The sequence below is a fragment of the uncultured Flavobacterium sp. genome (assembly GCF_963974175.1).
Taxonomy (GTDB): domain Bacteria; phylum Bacteroidota; class Bacteroidia; order Flavobacteriales; family Flavobacteriaceae; genus Flavobacterium.
The window spans coordinates 231,481-251,409 of the sequence record NZ_CAXBBR010000004.1 but is presented as its reverse complement, the minus strand read 5'-3'; the positions used below and the strand labels follow the sequence as shown (position 1 = coordinate 251,409).

At 34.1% G+C, this 19,929-nt stretch carries 16 protein-coding genes; 14 read left to right on the top strand and 2 right to left on the bottom strand.

Annotation, left to right across the window (positions count from 1 at the left end):
* Positions 1 to 26 precede the first annotated feature (26 nt).
* Both AAC069_RS08500 and AAC069_RS08495 read right to left on the bottom strand, forming a co-directional pair.
* A complete protein-coding gene (locus tag AAC069_RS08500; protein WP_339920046.1) occupies positions 27 to 1,610 on the bottom strand; it encodes a RagB/SusD family nutrient uptake outer membrane protein in 1,584 nt (527 codons plus the stop codon).
* Positions 1,611 to 1,620: 10 nt separating this feature from the next.
* A complete protein-coding gene (locus AAC069_RS08495) occupies positions 1,621 to 4,650 on the bottom strand; it encodes a SusC/RagA family TonB-linked outer membrane protein (protein ID WP_339920045.1) in 3,030 nt (1,009 codons plus the stop codon).
* Positions 4,651 to 4,922: 272 nt separating this feature from the next.
* Here AAC069_RS08495 and AAC069_RS08490 point away from each other — a divergent pair, with 272 nt between their 5' ends.
* The 14 genes from AAC069_RS08490 (at position 4,923) to AAC069_RS08425 (ending at position 19,845) form a co-directional block, all read left to right on the top strand.
* Positions 4,923 to 5,975 (top strand): histidine kinase, encoded by a 1,053-nt coding sequence (locus AAC069_RS08490; RefSeq protein ID WP_339920044.1) that lies wholly within the window; start codon positions 4,923 to 4,925, stop codon positions 5,973 to 5,975.
* Entirely contained in the window at positions 5,965 to 6,666 is a 702-nt protein-coding gene (locus AAC069_RS08485) for a LytTR family DNA-binding domain-containing protein (protein ID WP_339920043.1), read from the top strand. Before AAC069_RS08490 ends, AAC069_RS08485 begins: the two co-directional genes overlap by 11 nt.
* Before the next feature lie 179 nt (positions 6,667 to 6,845).
* Positions 6,846 to 8,315: an MFS transporter gene (locus AAC069_RS08480; protein ID WP_339920042.1), complete on the top strand. Its 1,470-nt coding sequence runs from the start codon at positions 6,846 to 6,848 to the stop codon at positions 8,313 to 8,315.
* A gap of 147 nt (positions 8,316 to 8,462) precedes the next feature.
* Complete coding sequence (locus AAC069_RS08475; RefSeq protein WP_339920041.1) at positions 8,463 to 9,647, top strand: hypothetical protein; 1,185 nt, start codon at positions 8,463 to 8,465, stop codon at positions 9,645 to 9,647.
* A gap of 457 nt (positions 9,648 to 10,104) precedes the next feature.
* The gene (locus tag AAC069_RS08470) at positions 10,105 to 10,722 is read left to right on the top strand and encodes a GNAT family N-acetyltransferase (protein ID WP_339920040.1); all 618 of its coding nucleotides are present in this window, start codon (positions 10,105 to 10,107) and stop codon (positions 10,720 to 10,722) included.
* Between the two features lie 138 nt (positions 10,723 to 10,860).
* Positions 10,861 to 12,054 (top strand): argininosuccinate synthase domain-containing protein, encoded by a 1,194-nt coding sequence (locus AAC069_RS08465; protein ID WP_339920039.1) that lies wholly within the window; start codon positions 10,861 to 10,863, stop codon positions 12,052 to 12,054.
* Positions 12,047 to 13,024, top strand: coding sequence for an N-acetyl-gamma-glutamyl-phosphate reductase (argC, locus tag AAC069_RS08460; RefSeq protein WP_339920038.1), 978 nt, complete (start codon positions 12,047 to 12,049; stop codon positions 13,022 to 13,024). Before AAC069_RS08465 ends, argC begins: the two co-directional genes overlap by 8 nt.
* 77 nt (positions 13,025 to 13,101) lie before the next feature.
* A complete protein-coding gene (locus AAC069_RS08455) occupies positions 13,102 to 14,238 on the top strand; it encodes an aminotransferase class III-fold pyridoxal phosphate-dependent enzyme (RefSeq protein ID WP_339920037.1) in 1,137 nt (378 codons plus the stop codon).
* A gap of 5 nt (positions 14,239 to 14,243) precedes the next feature.
* Positions 14,244 to 15,440 carry a glutamate-5-semialdehyde dehydrogenase gene (locus AAC069_RS08450; protein ID WP_339920036.1) on the top strand — a complete coding sequence of 399 codons (1,197 nt, stop codon included), beginning with the start codon at positions 14,244 to 14,246 and terminating at the stop codon, positions 15,438 to 15,440.
* A 209-nt stretch (positions 15,441 to 15,649) separates the two neighbouring features.
* The gene (gene proB, locus AAC069_RS08445) at positions 15,650 to 16,411 is read left to right on the top strand and encodes a glutamate 5-kinase (RefSeq protein WP_339920035.1); all 762 of its coding nucleotides are present in this window, start codon (positions 15,650 to 15,652) and stop codon (positions 16,409 to 16,411) included.
* A 65-nt stretch (positions 16,412 to 16,476) separates the two neighbouring features.
* Positions 16,477 to 16,860, top strand: a complete 384-nt coding sequence (locus tag AAC069_RS08440) for a GxxExxY protein (protein WP_339920034.1) — start codon at positions 16,477 to 16,479, stop codon at positions 16,858 to 16,860.
* A 112-nt stretch (positions 16,861 to 16,972) separates the two neighbouring features.
* The gene (locus AAC069_RS08435; RefSeq protein ID WP_339920033.1) at positions 16,973 to 17,920 is read left to right on the top strand and encodes an N-acetylornithine carbamoyltransferase; all 948 of its coding nucleotides are present in this window, start codon (positions 16,973 to 16,975) and stop codon (positions 17,918 to 17,920) included.
* Complete coding sequence (argB, locus tag AAC069_RS08430) at positions 17,910 to 18,695, top strand: acetylglutamate kinase (protein ID WP_339920032.1); 786 nt, start codon at positions 17,910 to 17,912, stop codon at positions 18,693 to 18,695. Before AAC069_RS08435 ends, argB begins: the two co-directional genes overlap by 11 nt.
* Positions 18,696 to 18,774: 79 nt before the next feature.
* Complete coding sequence (locus AAC069_RS08425) at positions 18,775 to 19,845, top strand: M20 family metallo-hydrolase (protein ID WP_339920031.1); 1,071 nt, start codon at positions 18,775 to 18,777, stop codon at positions 19,843 to 19,845.
* Positions 19,846 to 19,929: the final 84 nt, after the last annotated feature.

The window sequence follows — 19,929 nt, the reverse complement described above, 5'->3', positions numbered from 1 at the left end:
GTACCATAGTGATATAGTTGTAAGTATTAGAAATTAGAAGCAGTAGTATCCCACCAAATTCTAGTTCCTCCATTATCGGCTCCACCTAATTTAGTAACGCCAGTGGCTACTCCACCGGGGTTTCCATCTTTTTCAGATTGTACAAAATTTACTCTTCGTACCCCCAATTGTGATGAAATCACACCTCCACTTGTGTTTTTAAGGACAGGTAATAATTTTGGATATCCTGTTCTTCTATAGTCAGACCAAGCTTCTTGTCCTTCTGGAAATCCAGCAATCCATTTTTGAGTAATTATTTTTTGTAATTTCACTTCGTTTGTTGCAATAGCATTCCACGCAACAGTAACTATATTTAAAGCAGCTGCATTATTAACTGGAAAATTTGGATCTACATATGCTTTCGCTGTTTTTACATTATCAGCAATATAAGTTGCAGCTCCTGATACAGCATGTTGTTCAAAAGAAGAGGTAATTCCTGCTTCATAGAAACTTTGAGCAGTTCCACCACCCATATTCCAACCTCTTAATACGCCTTCTGCTCTTAGCAAATACACCTCGGCAGTAGTCATTAAAACAATATTTTTTGAATTCACGATTGGTCCTACTGCTGAAAAATCAACATGATCTGCTTTTGCGGCAATTTCGATTCCTGTACGAACTCCTTTAAATTGACCTGTAAACTGCGAGGAAGTACTAAAAAACACTGCTAGTCTTGGATCAGCATATCCACCCATAATTGATTCCATATCTGCTGACATGCGAATATCTCCCCAAGCATTACTTATCGTTGCGATAGGATTATTGAATGTAGGTGAAACCACTTTAAAAACATCAGCATTAGTAGTCAATACGCCAAATTTTTGAGCGATTGCTTTTTCAGCTTCTGTTTTAGCTAATCCAGGATTTTTTTTAACAATACGCATTGCTAGTCTGAGGCGTAACGAGTTGGCAAATTTTACCCACTGCTTGTAATCCCCTTTATAAGAAGTGATGTCTGTGGTTGCAAATGTTGACACTTCATTTGCATCCACTCTTTTTGTTAACTCTGCCACTGCAAAATCTAACTCCTTAAACATTAAATCATAAACTTCCTCTTGTGAATCATAGCCGATAACCGGATCTAGTGTTCCAAATTTAGAATATACTATAGGCCCGTAGGTATCAGTTACTCTATGCATTCCTTCCACTTTTAAAATAAGTGATAAGGCATAAAACTGATCGTATTTTCCTTTTGCTTGTTGCTCAATTGAGTAGGCATTAGACATTACATCTCCATAAGCCGCTCCCCAAGCAAATCCATTCCAGCCATCAACTAAATCATAAGTTGTATTGTTAGTTCCTCCTCTAAACGGAGTAGGTGTTGCCATGTACCCTGACCAAATATCCGCTTGTAACCCTTGTTGAACTTGGTATTTCCATTCTGGTGTAAGCACTAAAATATTATTAAACATTGGTCCAAATAATCCTTTAATATTATTAAAATCTTGTTCTAATAACTGCTGGCTAATTCCGTAAGGGTTATTATTTATTTCTTCAAAATTATCAGTACAACCGACGACAGCTAGAAAAGAAAAACAGATTGCGGTTCTTTTTATATTATTTATTATCATGATTTTTTTATTAGAAAGTTATGTTTAAATTCAAACCAATGCTTCTTGTAGACGGCATTCCATATACATCAAGTCCTTGTAGTCCTTCACCTGTACTTAATGCAATATTTGGGTCAAATGGCGCAACTTTATAAAGGAATCCTAAGTTTCTAGCTATTAATGATACTGAAGCCGATTGTAAAAAAGATAGTTTTTTTACATCAAAAGCATATCCTACTGAAACTTCTCTAACCGTCACATTAGTAGAGTTATATACATATTCACCCGTCGCGCCTGCTCTTCCTCCTGTTTGTTTATAATAACTCTCCGCAGGATATTTACCTACATAAGCTGAACCATCAGGATATACCGCGTTGATTGCTACACCGCCAGCATTTCTAGCATCACCAGTAGATTTTGAAACCCCAAATTCATCATTAATAGCTTCAGTTAAGCTCATTACATCACCACCAAATCTTCCATCAATAAGTACATTTGCAGTAAAAGCACCCAGCTTGAATGTGTTTGAGAAACCTAACATAAAGTCTGGATTTGAATTTCCAACAATCTCAAAACCAGTTTTTTGAATCGTTCCATCTGCATTCAGAAGTACTCTTCCTTGGGCATCTTTCTTTATGTTTACTCCTTCAATAACTCCAAAAGGCTGTCCTTCTTGCAAAATATATCTGTAATTGTTAACTCCAGCTTGAGTCAAAATAACCTTACCACCTAATTCACTTGGAATCTCCTTAACTATGTTGGTGTTTTTCGAATAATTTACAGCAGTATTCCATGAAAATTTATCTCCTTCAATTACTTTTCCAGATAAAACAATTTCGATTCCTTTATTAGCAATACTTCCTGCGTTAAAACCGTAGTTTAAATAACCATAAGGATTTGTAGGAGGAGCTGGCACCACTAAGTATTGGTTTTTAGTTTCCGAGTTGTAATACGAAATTTCAAATCCAAGCTTGTTATTAAACATCTTCCATTCCGTACCAATTTCAAATTCTGATTTTAATTCAGGCTTTAATGAAGCACCTGGTCTAGGTCCTACCAGTGGCTTATGAAAACCATCAGCATCGTACGAATTAGTAGGAGAAGTTGCAAAGGCAAATACATCACTTCCTACTTGAGCATAAGTCGCTCTCACTTTTCCATAATTAATAAAATCTGGTAAAGTTGTCATTTCACTGATTAATGCTGTTACCCCGACAGATGGGTAGAAAAATCCTGATTTATCAGTATTAACCAATGTTGAAGACCAGTCATTTCTAGCTGCTAGATCTAAAAATAACATGTCTTTATATCCAAAAGTTGTTGCTGCAAAAACAGATTGTACTTCTCTTGACGAACCTAATGTTTGAATGTTCCCAACGTTATTTACAAAATTTCCTAAAGTAAACCAGTTAGCAATTTTTAAGCCACCACCAATTCCCGAGTCTAATGTTGTAGCATCATTACCGATGGTATTATTAATACTTGTACCAACGATAGCATTAAAACTAAAATCTTCATTAATTTGCGTATTGATTGTAGCAATCAAATCACCATAACGCTGTGTACTTACAGAATTAATGTTAATGTATCTACCATTTGTATGTGAAAGAGTTCCTTGGGTAGTTGCGTAGACCTTTTTATCGTATTTACTATCAATACGATTGAAACTGTATCTTGAAGCAACACTTAACCAGTTATTTATTTTATAATCTAAAGCAAGAGAGCCATTAAAAAAAGTATTCGAATCTACTGATTTATTTCTGTTAATTGCCCAATACGGATTTTGTAATATATCTCTATTAGTTACCCAATTTTGCGCCATTAAATTTCTTGATGGGTCAAAAACTTCGAAATTGTTTTTCAGATCATTAAAATCATTTCCTCTAGGCATCAAGTAAACTCCTGTCAAAGGATTAAAATACAATCCGCTTACTGGTTTGTTAATTATCGTTTGAGTGGTATAATTTGCATTTGCAGAAACATTTAATTTTTCTTTGAAAAACGTACCCGTTTGACGAATTCCAAAATTATTTTTCTTGATACTATTTTCTGGTATAATTCCTGATCCACTCGTATTTGCATACGATACTGCTGTTGACGATCCTGCCGATGCCGTAGAAAATGCCAATGATGTAATTTGAGTATTTCCTGTATTAAAAAAATCTTTTACATGATCATTAGAACTTTGTTTTGCTCCCCAAGTTTCTTCTCCACCTGGAACAGCGATATATTCATTTTGAAATTTTGGCAAGAAAGCCGCAGATTCAAATGTTGTCACAGAGGATACTTTTAATGAAGAACTTCCTTCTTTAACTTTTTTAGAGGAAAGTAAAATCACTCCGTTAGCACCTTGACTACCATACAATACTGAAGCTGCGGCACCTTTTAGAACAGTCATCCCTTCATAATCATCTGGATTAATCAATGAAACTACATCACCACCATCACGATTCCCACCATCTTTACTACCAAAAGAATCATTTGGCTGACCTGATGAACCGTTAAATAAAGGAATACCATCGATTACATATAATGGTTGGTTATTACTAACTGATGAATTACCTCTAATCACAACTTTTGTCGATCCTCCTGCCCCACCAGCACTTTTTGTTACTGCAACACCTGCAATTTTACCTGCAATAGTGTTGATAATGTTAGCGTCTTTCACTCTTACTAGTTCTTCACCTTTTAATTCCTGTGCCGAATACGTAAGTGATTTTCTTGTTTTCTTAATACCTAATGAAGTAACGACTACTTCATTTAATGAATTGCTGGCCTCCTCTTTCATCTGTACATTAATTATACTTGATTCTCCAACCACCACAAGTTTTGTCTCTAAACCTAAATAAGAAAAAGTTAATGTTTTGCTTTTTGCAACTTGAAGAGAGAAGTTACCGTCAAAGTCAGTACTTGTTGAGGTGTTTTCTCCATTAACATTAATATTGACTCCAGGTATAGGAGAGCCAATTGCATCTGTTACTGAACCTTTGATCGTTTTCATTTGCGCAAGCGAAACTTGAACAGTGAAAAGAATCATAAAGATTGGAATAATTTGTTTCATTTTTATTGGTTTTAATTAGTTATGACGTAAATTTAGAAGCAAGAGTTTTCAAAAAAAAATAAAATAAACCAACAGTATCATTTCTTCAACGAACGACATTATTTCAACTACAATGTGTTTTTTAAATTTTCAGATATTTCAGTATGTTTATGTTTTTTTCTCGAAAATAGAATTTTATTCAAAATAATATTGTTTTTATTGAGAATAATACTTAGAATTGTAAAACATTAGTATTGTAATAGTAGTATTTAAAAACTATATCTTGTGAAAAATTGAAAAAAATTGAGGAATTAAAATTTGACATTAAGCTTGAAAATCATCTTTGGTTTTGGGGTTTGTTTTTTTTGATGAATTTTCTTCGTTGGGGAGCCTATTTTAATGATTACAACTATTCATTTAAGTCTAATATTTTAGAGTTTTCACTACACATCCCTTTGGTTTATTTTAATTTATTCTTTCTTATTCCTCGTTATGTCTTGACCTCTAAATATTTTAAGTATGTCATCGGATTATTGATCAGTTTGATGATTGTTTATTTATTGAAAACGGAATTGACTTTTTATCTTATTTCTAAAGATATATGGCCAGAAGCCAATAGAGAATACAAACCTTTTGATATCAATCACATTGTAGCTGTATGTATAGGAGAATTATATGTACTGGCAATAGCTTCATCATTATACCTAACATTAATATGGTTAAAGGAGAGAGAACGAAATCGGGCTATAATGGAAGATCAATCTAAATTGAAGTTGAAATATTTAAAAAATCAAATTCAGCCTCATTTTTTCTTTAATACCCTAAACAATTTATATGCTTTATCATTAGAGTCATCAGACAAGGTTCCTGATGTGATAATTAAGCTTTCAAAATTGATGGAATATGTATTATATGATATTGAAGAAACTACATTAGTTCCTTTAATAAAAGAGTTTGATTATATACAAAATTATATAGAAATAGAAAAACTCCGTTTTAATAATGTAGAAGTAAGAATAAATATAGAGTCAAATATCGAGGACGTTAAAGTGCCTCCATTGCTTTTTATTTCGCTGATAGAAAATGCTTTTAAACATGGAGGGATTAATAATGATAACCTAAAAATACAGATTAATTGTAAAACGATTAATGGTTCTAAATTAGATTTCGAAATACTAAATAACTTTGTACTTTCGCAAAAAGTAAAAGAAAAAAAAGGAATTGGATTAGCAAATATTAGAAAGCGACTTAATCTACTTTTCGAAAGCGACTATATCCTAGAGCAGAAAATAAAGCTGAATTACTATATCATTCAACTACAAATACCAATTGATAATGAAAATTAAATGTGTTTTGATAGATGACGAGCCATTAGCGATAAAGATTTTACAAAATTACTTTAGCAATTTTGTGAATTTTGAAGTCACAGGTACCTTTAATAATGCGCTTGAAGCACTTGAATTTATTAATAACAATAACGTCGATGCTGTTTTCCTAGATATTAATATGCCCATGATGACTGGGTTTGAACTTATACGATTACTTGAGAATAAAACTAAAATAGTAATCACAACTGCCTTTAGAGAATTTGCGGCCGAAAGCTACGACTTAGATGTTTTAGATTATTTAGTAAAGCCCATCCCATTGCCACGCTTTATAAAAAGTATCCATAAAATCGAAGCCGATTTTAACATTCGAAACAATGTTAAGATCGACACTAACAAAATTGAATCTCACATTTTTATTAAAGTCGATAAAAAAATGGTTAAAATCATTATTGATGAAATATTATTTATCGAAGGAATGAAAGAATATATAAAAGTAGTTACCCAAGATAAAACCTATATTACTCATAAGTCTTTGACCTCATTATCAGAAGAGTTACCTGCCGAGCAATTTGTTAGAATACACAAGTCATATACGATTGCATTAACAAAAGTTAAATCTATAGAAGGCAATAGAATCCAAATACATTCCTATACCTTACCTATAGGCCGTAATTACAGTAAAGATGTGAAAAATAAAATTTTAGAATAATACAACCAAAATAGAATATTTCAATAAAAACATCTTAAAAAAAACACTTTCTTTAACAATTATTGATTATTCTGTAATTCTAATAATTTTTATTCGAATATATTTTTTTTTAATTTACTTAACAAATACATTTACTGCCGTTCTATAAAATCTAATCTTAAAAAACCAACCTTAAAATTATGAGTTCAGAAAATTTACAAACTAAATGGGGCCAATTTATTTCATTAGTAATCGTCTTCTTCTTTTGGGGTTTTGTTGGGTCTGCCAATGATATATTGATTCCCGTATTTAAAAAAGTGTTTACCTTATCACAAGTTCAATCTCAACTAGTAGCTTGGGCCTTCTATGTAGCGTACTTTGTGGGATCAATTATTTTCTTCTTAATATCACTAAAAGTTGATGTTTTACAGAAATTTGGATACAAAAAAACACTTTCTGCGGGTTTACTACTCTCCGCATTTGGCTCATTTTTATTCGTTCCTGCAGCAACAATGGAAAGCTTTCCTTTCTTTCTTACCGCTTTGTTTACAGTAGGACTAGGTTTTTCAATTCAGCAAATTGTAGCTAATCCTTTAGCTATTAAAATGGGAAGCCCGGCAACTGGTGCGCATCGTTTGACATTAGCCGGTGGAGTAAATTCTTTTGGAACTACAATTGGTGCAATTTTACTAGGTATTGCATTATTCGGTATGGGACAAGATAAAAAAACATCACTTTCTTTAGAAGACATAAAGCTTCCATTTATAATTTTAGGAGTTGCTTTTATTGTGGTTGCCATTTTTATGAATTTTTCTAAAATTGAAAACCCAGCCAAAGTTGAAAAAGCTGTTATTACAGACAGTACTGATTCATTTAGAATTCTAGACTACCCACAGTTATATTTAGGAATGTTAGCCATTTTTATTTACGTTGGAACAGAGGTAACTATAATCAGTAACTTGCCCGCTTTATTACATACAGTAGAATTTGGCCGAATCTTAGAGGATGCTATATCTCCGTTTATCGCCTTGTATTGGGGAAGTTTAATGATTGGTCGCTGGAACGGTGGTGTAAATGTTTTTAACACTTCAAACCTTGTAAATACAGCTCTTAAGTTCATCGTACCCGCATTAGCCTTTGGAGTTATTATTGGCGCTAATGTTTTTGCTCAACATGACGTTTCTTCATTTTACATTTACCCAATCTGGATCTTACTATTTATTGCAGTAAGTTTTGTAGGTGGTAAAAATGCTGGAAAAACACTAATGCTTTTTGGAATATCGGGTTTACTAATGATGCTTGCAGGATTAGTTTGTACAGATACTGAAATTGCTAAATTTTTCTTTATCTCAGGAGGTTTATTCTTATCGATCATGTGGCCATCTATTTTTGATTTAGCTATAGCTGGATTGGGTAAAAACACTGGAAAAGCATCTTCTTTCTTAATCATGATGATTCTTGGAGGAGGGGTTATCCCTTTGGTTCAAGGAAGTATTTGCGATATAGATCTTACTAGTCCTAATGGAATATTTGGTATTTCATGGACGCACTTCTCTTACATTGTACCACTACTTGGTTTTGCTTATTTAGGATTTTATGGTTACTACTGTCCTAAAATCTTAAAAAGACAAGGTATCACTCACATTGAAAGCGAAGGAGGAGGACATTAATCTCATTTTTTACCCACAAATTACCTTAATATAAAAGGCTTTTAATTCAAATTAATTAAACCATCAAATCAACTTTGATGGTTTTTTTATGGCATCAATTTTGAAATCATAACTTATATAAAATATATTTGTTTAAAATTATTAAATATGAAAAAAGCTTTACTCCTACTTTCTCTCACAATCGTTCTTGCTTCCTGTGGTGTGAAGAGCACGCAGAACTTATTAAGCTCCGGTAACTATGACGCGGCTATAAATAAAGCAGTTTCTAACTTACGTACCAATAAAGACAAAAAAGGAAAACAGGATTACATCTATTTACTAGAAGAAGCTTTTGCTAAAGCGAAAGAGCGCGATTTGAATGCTATAAATTTATTGGCCAAAGACGCTAATCCTGCCCAATTAGAAAAAATGTATAATACCTATCTCCAACTCAACGAGCGTCAGGAAAAAATAAAACCAATACTCCCTTTACGATTAATTAGAGAAGGCCGAAATGCTATATTCCCCTTTGACAAATATAACGACCAAATCATAGACAGCAAAAATGCCCTTTCCTCCTATTTATATGCTAATTCCAAAAGGTTGTTATTAACAGACAATAAAATGAATTACCGTAAAGCGTATGATGATTTACAATATTTGAATCAGATAAACCCTAATTATAAAGATGTTTTGAGTCTTATGGACAACGCATTATTCAAGGGCTCTGATTACGTAATGGTAGAAACAATAAACCAAACCAATATGATTATCCCTGCTCGTTTACAAAACGAACTATTAGACTTCAGTACGTATGGTCTGAACGACAAATGGACAGTGTACCACACCTACAAACAAAAAGGCATTAATTATGATTACGGTATGCTTATTCGTTTCAATCAAATATATATTTCACCAGAGCAAATCAATCAGACGGAATTCGTAAAAGAACGTAAAATCAAGGATGGCTCCAGAAAACTTTTAGACGATAATGGAAAAGAGGTCTTAGATAAAGATGGTAAAGTAATCATGGTGGATAATTTTAGAGATGTCACGGTTCGGATTTATGAATTCAGACAATTCAAATCTTGCCAAATTACAGCTATTGTAGATTATGTAAATTACCAAAATAACCGTCTTTTACAATCATTTCCTTTGACTGCTGAAAATGTTTTTGAAAATATTTACTCCAAATACAAAGGGGACAGGCGAGCATCAGACGATAATTACTATCCTTATTTTGATAACAGTAGGTTGCTTTTTCCAACTAATGAGCAAATGGTTTATGATACCGCCGAAGATTTAAAATTAAAAATAAAAGATATAATCAGCAGAAATCCATTTAGAAATTAAACGATTGAAAAAAACCTCCTTGAGAACCTTATTTCTCAAGGAGGTTTTTTTGAAATACAACAAAGCATTGAAATTTTGTTAGAAAGCATAAAGTTAGTATCAAGTAATAGAAAATAGTGTACTTTTGCAGTAATGAATAATACAAATTTAAATATTAATCCAATCTCACGGACAATCAAACCTACTGCTTCACCCGAAGTACGGACGCTATTAGTATAGTTTCCAAAGTTGTTTTGTAAATATTTTTATTCATTTATTATTTTGCCGTTTTGAAATCACATTTATTTTCCATTGGAATAGTATTTTCCAAAATCAGTATACCTTTTACAGTACTCTATTGTTATTCAACTTATTGGACTATAATTTCGTATTTTTGTTTTTTTATTCATGGAAACAAAAAATGTATTTTAAAACCTACGTACATATCATTTTTTAACTCAAAAATTCAACTCTTGTAATGAATATTTCTATTGTTATAGCCCAAGAAGAGCATTTCAAGTACGCACAAATTATCTGTGATACTATAGAATCATCTGCCTTATTAAGAGGAACCGGAATTGCAAAAAGAACTCCTGAATATATCCTGAAAAAAATGGAAAATAAGGATGCAGTCATCGCTTTAGACAATGGTACTTTTGCTGGCTTTTGTTATATCGAAAGTTGGCAAGATAGCAACTATGTCGCACATTCAGGGTTAATCGTACATCCAGATTACAGAAATTTAGGTTTAGCAAAGAAAATTAAGTCAAAGGTATTTGATTACTCTTTGGAAAAATATCCAAATGCTAAAGTATTCGGAATCACAACGGGTCTTGCCGTAATGAAAATCAATTCTGAACTAGGATACAAGCCTGTTCCTTTTTCTGAATTGACGACTGACCCAAGTTTTTGGAAAGGATGTCAAACTTGTACTAATTATGAAATCCTAAAAAGTAAGGAGAACAAAATGTGTTTGTGTACTGGAATGCTTTATGACCCTAAGGAAAAAGCTAAAGTTCCACCAAAACACCCTTTTAATGTCCGGATTTGGAACCGATTGAAAAAAATTAAACAAGCCCTTTTTTTAGAAGACTAATCCCCTCCCCAGCCCTCCCCGAAAGGGAGAGAGCCAAAAGAGAAAAAGTAACGAGAAGAATAAAATAATTAATAATACTTTTCACCTACCCCAACTCCCATTCCTATGGAGAGGGAGTTGGAAAAAAATAAAATCGAAATGAAAAAAGTTGTATTAGCATATAGTGGAGGTTTAGATACCTCATATTGCCTTAAGTATTTAAAAAACGAAAAAGGATATGAAGTTCACACCGTATTAATCAATACTGGAGGTTTTGATGACGCCGAATTAAAAGCAATTGAAGAAAGAGCCTACGAATTAGGAAGTGCAAAACACGCTAACCTAACCATTGTAGACAGATATTATGACAAAGCCATTAAGTACTTAATTTTTGGTAATGTTTTAAAAAATAACACCTACCCTTTATCCGTAAGTGCCGAACGTGTTTTTCAAGCTATTGAAGCTATAAAATATGCAAAATCAGTTGGTGCAACTGCAATTGCTCACGGAAGTACTGGCGCTGGGAATGACCAAATCCGTTTTGATTTAATTTTTCAAACAATCGCGCCCGAAATTGAAATCATTACCCCTATCAGAGACTTGAAATTATCAAGACAAGAGGAAGTGGATTATTTATCAAAAAACGGAGTGCATTATTCTTGGGAAAAAGCACAATATTCTATCAACAAAGGACTTTGGGGAACAAGTGTTGGAGGGAAAGAAACATTAACGTCAGATCAGCCACTTCCTAATGATGCTTACCCTTCACAGTTACAAAAAGAAGGCGAAGAGAAAGTGACTTTAACCTTTGAAAAAGGAGAATTGGTGGAGATTAACAATATAAAAAAATCACCTATTGATAATATTGTTATTCTTGAAAAATTAGCAAATGCCTTTGCTATTGGTAGAGATACGCACGTAGGTGATACGATTATCGGAATTAAAGGAAGAGTTGGTTTTGAAGCTGCTGCTCCATTAATTATTATAAAAGCACATCATCTATTAGAGAAACATACTCTTGGTAAATGGCAACAATACTGGAAAGAACAACTAGGAAACTGGTACGGAATGTTATTTCATGAAGGACAATTTCTTGATCCTGTAATGAGAAACATCGAGGCTTTCCTTGAAGACACTCAGAAAACAGTAAACGGGAAAGTTATCGTTTCTTTAAAACCATATCACTTTACGCTTGACGGAATTGAATCAGATAATGATTTGATGAACACCGGTTTTGGACAATACGGCGAAATGAACAATGCTTGGACATCTGATGATGCGAAAGGGTTTATCAAGATACTAGGAAATGCCCAAAACATATTTTCATCTGTAAACGACTTGAATTATGATTAATGTTGGAATTATAGGAGGCTCAGGATATACCGCAGGAGAATTAATCAGAATTTTGATGTTTCACCCTAACGCAAAGCTTGATTTTGTTTACAGCACTACAAATGCCGGTAAACCTTTATCAGTGGCGCACCATGATTTAATGGGAGATATTGAAATGAATTTTACTGATACTGTAAACCCGAACGTCAACGTCGTTTTCTTGTGTTTAGGTCATGGAAAATCGATTCAGTTTTTAGAACAAAATCAATTTGCCAGCCATACTAAAATCATCGATTTAGGAAATGATTTCAGATTGACGAAAGACAACCAATTTGAAAGAAAATCATTTGTTTACGGTTTACCTGAACTGAATAAAGCCAATATTAAAAACGCCAACTATATCGCAAATCCAGGTTGTTTTGCTACTGCAATCCAGTTGGCTTTACTACCGCTTGCAGCTGACGGGCTATTAAATAACGATGTACATATCAATGCTACAACAGGAAGTACCGGCGCAGGCGTTAGCCCGTCAGAAACTACACATTTTAGTTGGAGATCAAATAATATGTCGCATTACAAAGCATTTGATCATCAGCATTTAGGTGAGATTAACCAAAGTGTGAACCAATTACAAGCTGATTATACAAACGAATTGATTTTTGTACCGAACAGAGGAGATTTTGCAAGAGGAATTTTTGCAACTCTGTATACTACTGTAGAAGAAAGTTTAGAAGATTTGGTTGCTAAATACGAAGCTTTTTATAAAGACCAACCTTTCGTAACCGTTACCACTACGAACATCAACATGAAACAAGTAGTGCAAACAAATAAGTGCATCATTAGCTTAATGAAAAAAGGAAACCGGGTACTAATTACTTCAATAATTGATAATTTAGTAAAAGGCGCATCAGGTCAAGCCGTCCAAAACATGAATTTAATGTTTGGATTAGAGGAATCTACAGGATTGCACCTGAAGCCGAGCGGATTCTAAAAATTTGTTTCAAGTTTAAAGTTTCAGGTTAATACGAACTTGAAACTTTAAACCTTAAACTTTTAAACATACACACAATGAACTTATTTGACGTTTACCCATTATATCCTATCACTCCAGTAAAAGCATTAGATTGTATCATTACAGATGATAAAGGAATCGAATATTTAGATTTATACTCTGGTCACGGAGTGATTTCTATAGGTCACACACAACCATATTATGTAGCCAAAGTAAAAGCCCAACTGGATAATTTGAGTTTCTATTCGAATGCAATTCAAAATCCGTTGCAAGTGGAGCTGGCAGATAAACTAGGAAAACTTTCAGGTTATACAGATTACAGCTTGTTTTTATGCAGTTCTGGGGCTGAGGCCAATGAAAATGCTTTAAAAATGGCTTCTTTTCATACCAATAAATCCAGAGTTGTCTCTTTTCACAATGCTTTTCATGGGCGTACTTCTGCAGCTGTAGCAACAACTGATAATAAAAAAATTGTAGCACCTATTAACGCACAACAAATAGTTACTTTCCTGCCATTGAACGAAATAGATTTAGTGGAAGCCGAATTGATAAAAGGCGATGTCGCTTGTGTAATCATTGAACCTATTCAAGGTGTAGGTGGATTAGACCAAGGAACGACCGAGTTTTTTCAAGCCTTAGAAAAAGTATGCAAGGCGAATGATGTTGTTTTAATTTTGGATGAAGTACAATCAGGTTTTGGAAGAAGCGGGAAGTTCTTTGCACATCAATTTCATGACATCAAACCTGATATTATATGCATGGCAAAAGGAATGGGTAACGGCTTTCCAATCGGTGGAATTCTAATTGCTCCTCATTTTGAAGCGAGCTATGGTTTACTAGGAACTACTTTTGGTGGAAGTCATTTGGCTTGTGCCGCAAGTATTGCTGTTTTAGAGGTAATGGAAAGTCAGAGTTTGATGGAAAACGCAAAAAAAGTAGAAGCATATTTCATGCAAGCCATAAAAGTGATTCCCGAAATCATCAAAGTAAAAGGAAGAGGATTGATGTTAGGCGTCGAATTTGATTTTGACGTAAGCGCTTTGAGAAAGAAAATGATTATTGAAAAACACATTTTCACCGGTGGAGCTAATAATAAGAACTTATTAAGAATCCTTCCTCCTTTAACAATTACGACAGCTGCAATTGATACTTTTATTGTGGCTTTGCAAGAATCATTAGTGGAACTAAAATAATAATCATGAGCCAAATTTTACCAATAGATAAAAGAAATGCCGTTTTAAGTCGAATGGCTGCGCTTCTCGAACAAGAAAGAACAGTTATAAAAGCCACAAACCAGCAAGATCTTGCCAACTATTCCGGTGATGATTTGGCTATGGAGAAACGTTTGCTAGTTGATGATACTAAGATTGACGGAATGATTCTTTCCCTACAACAATTGGCCAGTCAAGAAGATCCTGTGGGGCGAGTTCGTTTCAATTTTACGCATGAAAACGGTTTGAAAATCAGCAATAAAACGGCTACTTTTGGAACTATTTTAATCATTTATGAATCAAGACCGGATGTTACTGTTGAAGCGGGCGGAATTGCATTCAAATCAGGAAATAAAATTTTACTAAAAGGCGGAAAAGAGTCTTTACTGTCGAATTTAAAAATTGTGAGCCTTTGGCATCAAGCCTTAAAAGATAATGATGTAGCTACTTCTTGGGTTGAATATCTGAATTATGACCGAATAGAAACGCAAGCTTTTCTAGAAAAACCAACACAAAAAGTCGATTTAATCGTCCCTCGTGGTGGTGAAAACCTAATTAACTTTGTTAAGAAACACGCTACTTGCCCAGTAATTGTAAGCGGTAGAGGAAATAATTTTGTATATGTAAATGCCGAAGCGAATATTGAGAAAGCTATAGCCATTATCGTCAACGGAAAAACATCTAATATATCTGTTTGTAATGCTTTGGACAAAGTACTTATTGATACAAATTTACCAAATTGGGAAATTTTTGCCAAGCAAATTATTAGAGAGCTTCAACTATTTAATGTTATAGTACTAGGAGATGATGCTGTTGCAAAAGCAACTGGTGTAAAACAAATTGAATCTGATTTGATTTGGTATGAGGAGTTCTTAGATTACAAGATCGTGATTGGAAGTACCAATTCTGATCAAGAAGCAATCGAAAAAATAAACAAATACTGTGGAGGCCATTCGGCTTCCATCATCACTCAGAACGATGCTGTTGCACAAGAATTCATGGAAAACGTGGATACGGCAGCGGTATATCATAATGCATCCACTCGGTTTACTGATGGTGGTCAATTGGGTCTTGGTGGTGAACTTGCTATCAGTACAGACAAATTACACCAAAGAGGTCCAATAGGACTGCAACACCTGGTTACTAATAAATGGTATATTTACGGAGACGGACAAATTAGGTAATGATTTTTGATTGAAGATCTTTAAAATTAAATACAGAAAATAAAGATTATAAAATAGTCACACAACGCATAGCGAATCTTGCGTTTATCAAAGTTTCGTTGAGAAATTAAATTTAAGCCCTTCGCGTTTATAAAGATTAAAAATAAAAAAACTTTGTGCCCTTTGCGGTTAAAAGTAAACACATAAAAAACCCTCTGTGGTTAAATACAATGGCTAAAAAGAGAATATTACTAAAAATAGGTACAAATACACTTACCAGAGAAACCAATCATATTTCGAGAGGAAAGATTGAGGATATCGGAATGCAAATAGCCGCTCTAAACGAGGAATACGAGTTTATTATTGTAAGTTCAGGTGCTATCGCTGCTGCTAAACAGTTTGTAAAATTGGAAAGTAAAGGCAAAGAAATAGTGGTTAAACAAGCGTTGGCCTCCATTGGGCAACCACATTTAATGCGGATTTTTCACGAAAACTTTAGTGATTTAGGATTGCTTACTTCGCAGTGTCTACTCTCCTATTCCGACTTTGAAAAAGACCAATCAAAAGTCAATATCGTAAATACAATCAATGTATTAGTCGAGAACAATTATATTCCAATTATCAATGAAAATGATACCGTTGCAACTGATGAAATTCGATTTGGTGACAATGATAAATTAGCAGCCTTAGCGGCTGTTTTACTAAAAGTAGATATATTAATCATCGCTACCAATACAAATGGAATATACACAAAATCGTCTATCCATGATACCTCACCTAAAACCATTACTTTAGTTACAGACCTACAAGTTCTTAACAAAGAGGTTGGTGACGATAAATCATCTCAAGGGACTGGTGGTATGCAATCTAAAATCGAAGCGGCAGCAATTGCTAAAGCAGCCAATATCGAGACTTGGGTTGTAAATGGTTTAAATGACAATTTCATTTTGAATGCTTTACAAAACAAAATACCTTTTACTAAAATAATTTAAAAGTTGGGACGCAGATAATACCGATTCGCTGAAGCGAAAACGCTGATAAAAACAGATTTTAAAATATGGAATTACTACATCAAAGATTAACAGATGCTATTATTAAAACTTTCTACGAAGTTTATAACGAATTAGGATATGGATTTTTGGAAAAAGTGTATCAAAATTCGATGTATTTAGAATTGAAAAATAAAGGATATCAAGTTGAAGTTCAAAAGAAAATCAAAGTTTACTACAAAGGAGCTGAAGTTGGCGAATATTATGCTGATTTAATAGTAGAGAACTTAATTATTCTTGAATTAAAAGCAGTCGATTATATTGTTAAAGACTTTGAAAACCAAATTTTGAATTACTTAAGAAGCACAGATTGCGAAGTAGGTTTGCTTCTCAATTTTGGCAAAAAACCAGAGTTTAAAAGAAAAATATTTGAAAACAATAGAAAAAAATAAATCCGCGCCTTGAGCAGCGCAAAAGAAAAACATAAAGCATTTAAAAAAATCCGCTCTTATCCGTGTCTTCGCGATAGCGAATCCGTTTAATCAGTGTCTAATAAAACCTATTATGAATTACACTTCAATAAAAGATATCGACTCTCTCTCTAAATGGGTGAAATCGGCAATTAAAATTAAGAGCAAACCTCTTAAAAATAAAAAACTAGGAAAGAACAAAACCCTAGGGATGTTGTTTTTTAATCCAAGTTTAAGAACCCGTTTGAGTACTCAAAAGGCGGCTTTAAATTTAGGAATGAACGTCATGGTTATGAATTTTACCAATGAAGGTTGGACACTGGAATTTGAAGATGGAGCTGTCATGAATCAAGGTGCTTCAGAACATATTAAGGAAGCTGCGGAAGTAGTATCTCAATATTGTGATATCATCGCTATTAGAGCTTTTGCTGGATTGGTCGACAAGGAAAAAGACAATGCCGAAACTGTAATGGCTGGATTTTTAAAATATGCCACCGTACCTATCGTTAATATGGAAGGTGCAACGGGACACCCTTTGCAATCCCTTGCTGATGCAATTACCATGGAAGAGTTCAAAACAGAACACAGACCAAAGGTCGTTTTATCCTGGGCGCCACATCCTAAAGCTTTACCTCAGGCTGTAGCCAATTCATTTGTGGAAATGATGCAGTTGCAAGACGCCGATTTTGTAATTACCCATCCTGAAGGCTACGAATTGAATCCAGAAATCACCAAAGATTCGAAGATTGAATACGATCAGAATAAAGCATTTGAAAATGCCGATTTTATCTATACTAAAAACTGGAGCAGTTATAGTGACTACGGAAAAATCACTAATAGTGACCCAAACTGGACAGTAACATCCGCTAAAATGAAACTGACAAACAATGCCAAGTTCATGCACTGTTTACCCGTTAGACGTAATGTAATTGTCACAGATGAAGTAATTGATAGTGAAAATTCAATTGTGATCGAACAGGCTAACAATAGAACCTATGCAGTACAATTAGTATTGCAAAAAATATTAAAAAATGGACAATAAAAAATCCGTTACCGTAATAAAAATTGGGGGAAACATCATTGATGATTCGAAAGAGCTAAAACAGTTTCTTACTGATTTCTCCAAAATTGAAGGCTATAAAGTACTTGTTCATGGTGGTGGAAAGTCAGCGACAAAAATGGCACAAAGTATTGGTTTAGTTCCGCAAATGATTGACGGCCGCCGTATTACTGATGCGCCTATGCTTGATGTTGTTGTGATGATTTATGCCGGTCATATCAATAAAAATATTGTAGCTCAATTACAAGGACAAAATACCAATGCGATGGGCTTTTCTGGAGCGGATGGAAATTTAATCCAGTCAGACAAAAGAAATCATCCCACAATCGATTACGGCTTTGTAGGCGATGTAAAATCGGTGAATACTCCACTATTAGAAACTTTGCTTTCTAGCGGAATCGTCCCTGTATTTTGTGCCATTACCCACGATAAAAACGGGCAGTTATTAAATACAAATGCTGATACTATTGCCAGCGAACTAGCCATTGCCTTATCAGAAGTCTATGAAGTAACTTTGAACTATTGTTTCGAGAAACCAGGCGTTTTATTCGATTCAGAAGATGATTCCTCTGTAATTGCAAATATGAATACCGAGTTATATTCGAAATTAAAAGAAGAAAAAGCCATTCATTCTGGGATGATTCCAAAACTAGATAATTGCTTTAATAGCTTGTCCAAAGGAGTTCAAAAGATACGAATTGGCCACCATCGTATGTTACAAAACAACGATGCTATTTGCACAACAATACAACTATAAATGCTAAACACAAATTTCACAAATGAACACAAATTAATCAGTGCTAATTAGTGAAATCCGTGTTTAAAAAACAACATAAATGAAAAACATCGAAATCCTTACACAAGAAGCAATTTCCCTTTTAGAAGCGCTAATTGAGACTCCTTCTTTTTCAAGCGAAGAAGATAAGACGGCTGTACTGATTGAAAACTGGTTCAATTCAAACAATATCCCTTTCAAAAGAGAAAACAATAATGTTTGGGCATACAATAAGCATTTTGATACTGCTAAACCTACCTTACTTTTAAATTCGCATCATGACACTGTAAGACCCAACCAAGCCTACACAAACGATCCATTTAATGCTTTTGTAAAAGACGGTAAATTATTTGGCTTAGGTAGTAATGATGCTGGTGGTTGTTTGGTTTCTTTGTTAGCTACTTTTGTCCATTTTTATGCCAAAGAAAATTTACCTTACAACATTGTAATTGTTGGCTCTGCCGAAGAAGAAAGTAGCGGTAAAAAAGGCTTAAATAGTGTTCTACAACATTTACCAGAATTAGAATGTGCTATCGTGGGCGAACCTACCCTAATGCAATTGGCTATAGCCGAAAAAGGGTTATTGGTCTTAGATGTTAAGGTAAAAGGAACGCCAAGTCACGCCGCACATCAAAATGACGATAATGCAATTTACAAAACGATTCCAGTTATGGAATGGTTTAAAAACTATACTTTCGATAAAATATCAGAGCAATTAGGTCCTGTAAAAATGACCGTTACCCAAATCAATGCCGGAAAACAACACAACGTCGTTCCGTCAGAATGTGATTTGGTTATCGATATCCGTGTCAACGACTGCTATACTAATCACGAAATTTTACAAATCGTAAAAGACAATGTGAATGCAGAGGTTACACCACGCTCTATGAATTTAAGCTCCTCGTCTATCCCAGAATCGCACGGATTAGTGCAAGCCGGAATTGCTTTAGGACGCACGACTTATGGTTCTCCTACACTTTCTGACCAATCGGTTTTGAGCTGTAAATCATTAAAATTAGGCCCTGGAGATACGCTGCGGTCGCACTCAGCAGATGAATTTTTATATGTAAACGAAATTAAAGAAGGGATCCAATTGTATATTAAAATACTGGGAGATTTTTTAAAGCAATAAAATAATTAGGAGCTATTCCCGCTATACGCTATATCTCTTGTGGCAAAAACCGCCACAAGAGGATGCCGCTACTATCGGGGCTAG

Bases quoted from the DNA above. Each gene is read 5' to 3' on its own strand.
- AAC069_RS08455 (WP_339920037.1), top strand. From the start codon at position 13,102: ATGAACTTATTTGACGTTTACCCATTATATCCTATCACTCCAGTAAAA.
- proB (WP_339920035.1), top strand. From the start codon at position 15,650: ATGGCTAAAAAGAGAATATTACTAAAAATAGGTACAAATACACTTACC.
- AAC069_RS08485 (WP_339920043.1), top strand. From the start codon at position 5,965: ATGAAAATTAAATGTGTTTTGATAGATGACGAGCCATTAGCGATAAAG.
- AAC069_RS08465 (WP_339920039.1), top strand. From the start codon at position 10,861: ATGAAAAAAGTTGTATTAGCATATAGTGGAGGTTTAGATACCTCATAT.
- AAC069_RS08495 (WP_339920045.1), bottom strand. From the start codon at position 4,650: ATGAAACAAATTATTCCAATCTTTATGATTCTTTTCACTGTTCAAGTT.
- AAC069_RS08425 (WP_339920031.1), top strand. From the start codon at position 18,775: ATGAAAAACATCGAAATCCTTACACAAGAAGCAATTTCCCTTTTAGAA.
- AAC069_RS08475 (WP_339920041.1), top strand. From the start codon at position 8,463: ATGAAAAAAGCTTTACTCCTACTTTCTCTCACAATCGTTCTTGCTTCC.
- AAC069_RS08480 (WP_339920042.1), top strand. From the start codon at position 6,846: ATGAGTTCAGAAAATTTACAAACTAAATGGGGCCAATTTATTTCATTA.
- AAC069_RS08470 (WP_339920040.1), top strand. From the start codon at position 10,105: ATGAATATTTCTATTGTTATAGCCCAAGAAGAGCATTTCAAGTACGCA.
- argB (WP_339920032.1), top strand. From the start codon at position 17,910: ATGGACAATAAAAAATCCGTTACCGTAATAAAAATTGGGGGAAACATC.
- AAC069_RS08435 (WP_339920033.1), top strand. From the start codon at position 16,973: ATGAATTACACTTCAATAAAAGATATCGACTCTCTCTCTAAATGGGTG.
- AAC069_RS08440 (WP_339920034.1), top strand. From the start codon at position 16,477: ATGGAATTACTACATCAAAGATTAACAGATGCTATTATTAAAACTTTC.
- argC (WP_339920038.1), top strand. From the start codon at position 12,047: ATGATTAATGTTGGAATTATAGGAGGCTCAGGATATACCGCAGGAGAA.
- AAC069_RS08500 (WP_339920046.1), bottom strand. From the start codon at position 1,610: ATGATAATAAATAATATAAAAAGAACCGCAATCTGTTTTTCTTTTCTA.
- AAC069_RS08450 (WP_339920036.1), top strand. From the start codon at position 14,244: ATGAGCCAAATTTTACCAATAGATAAAAGAAATGCCGTTTTAAGTCGA.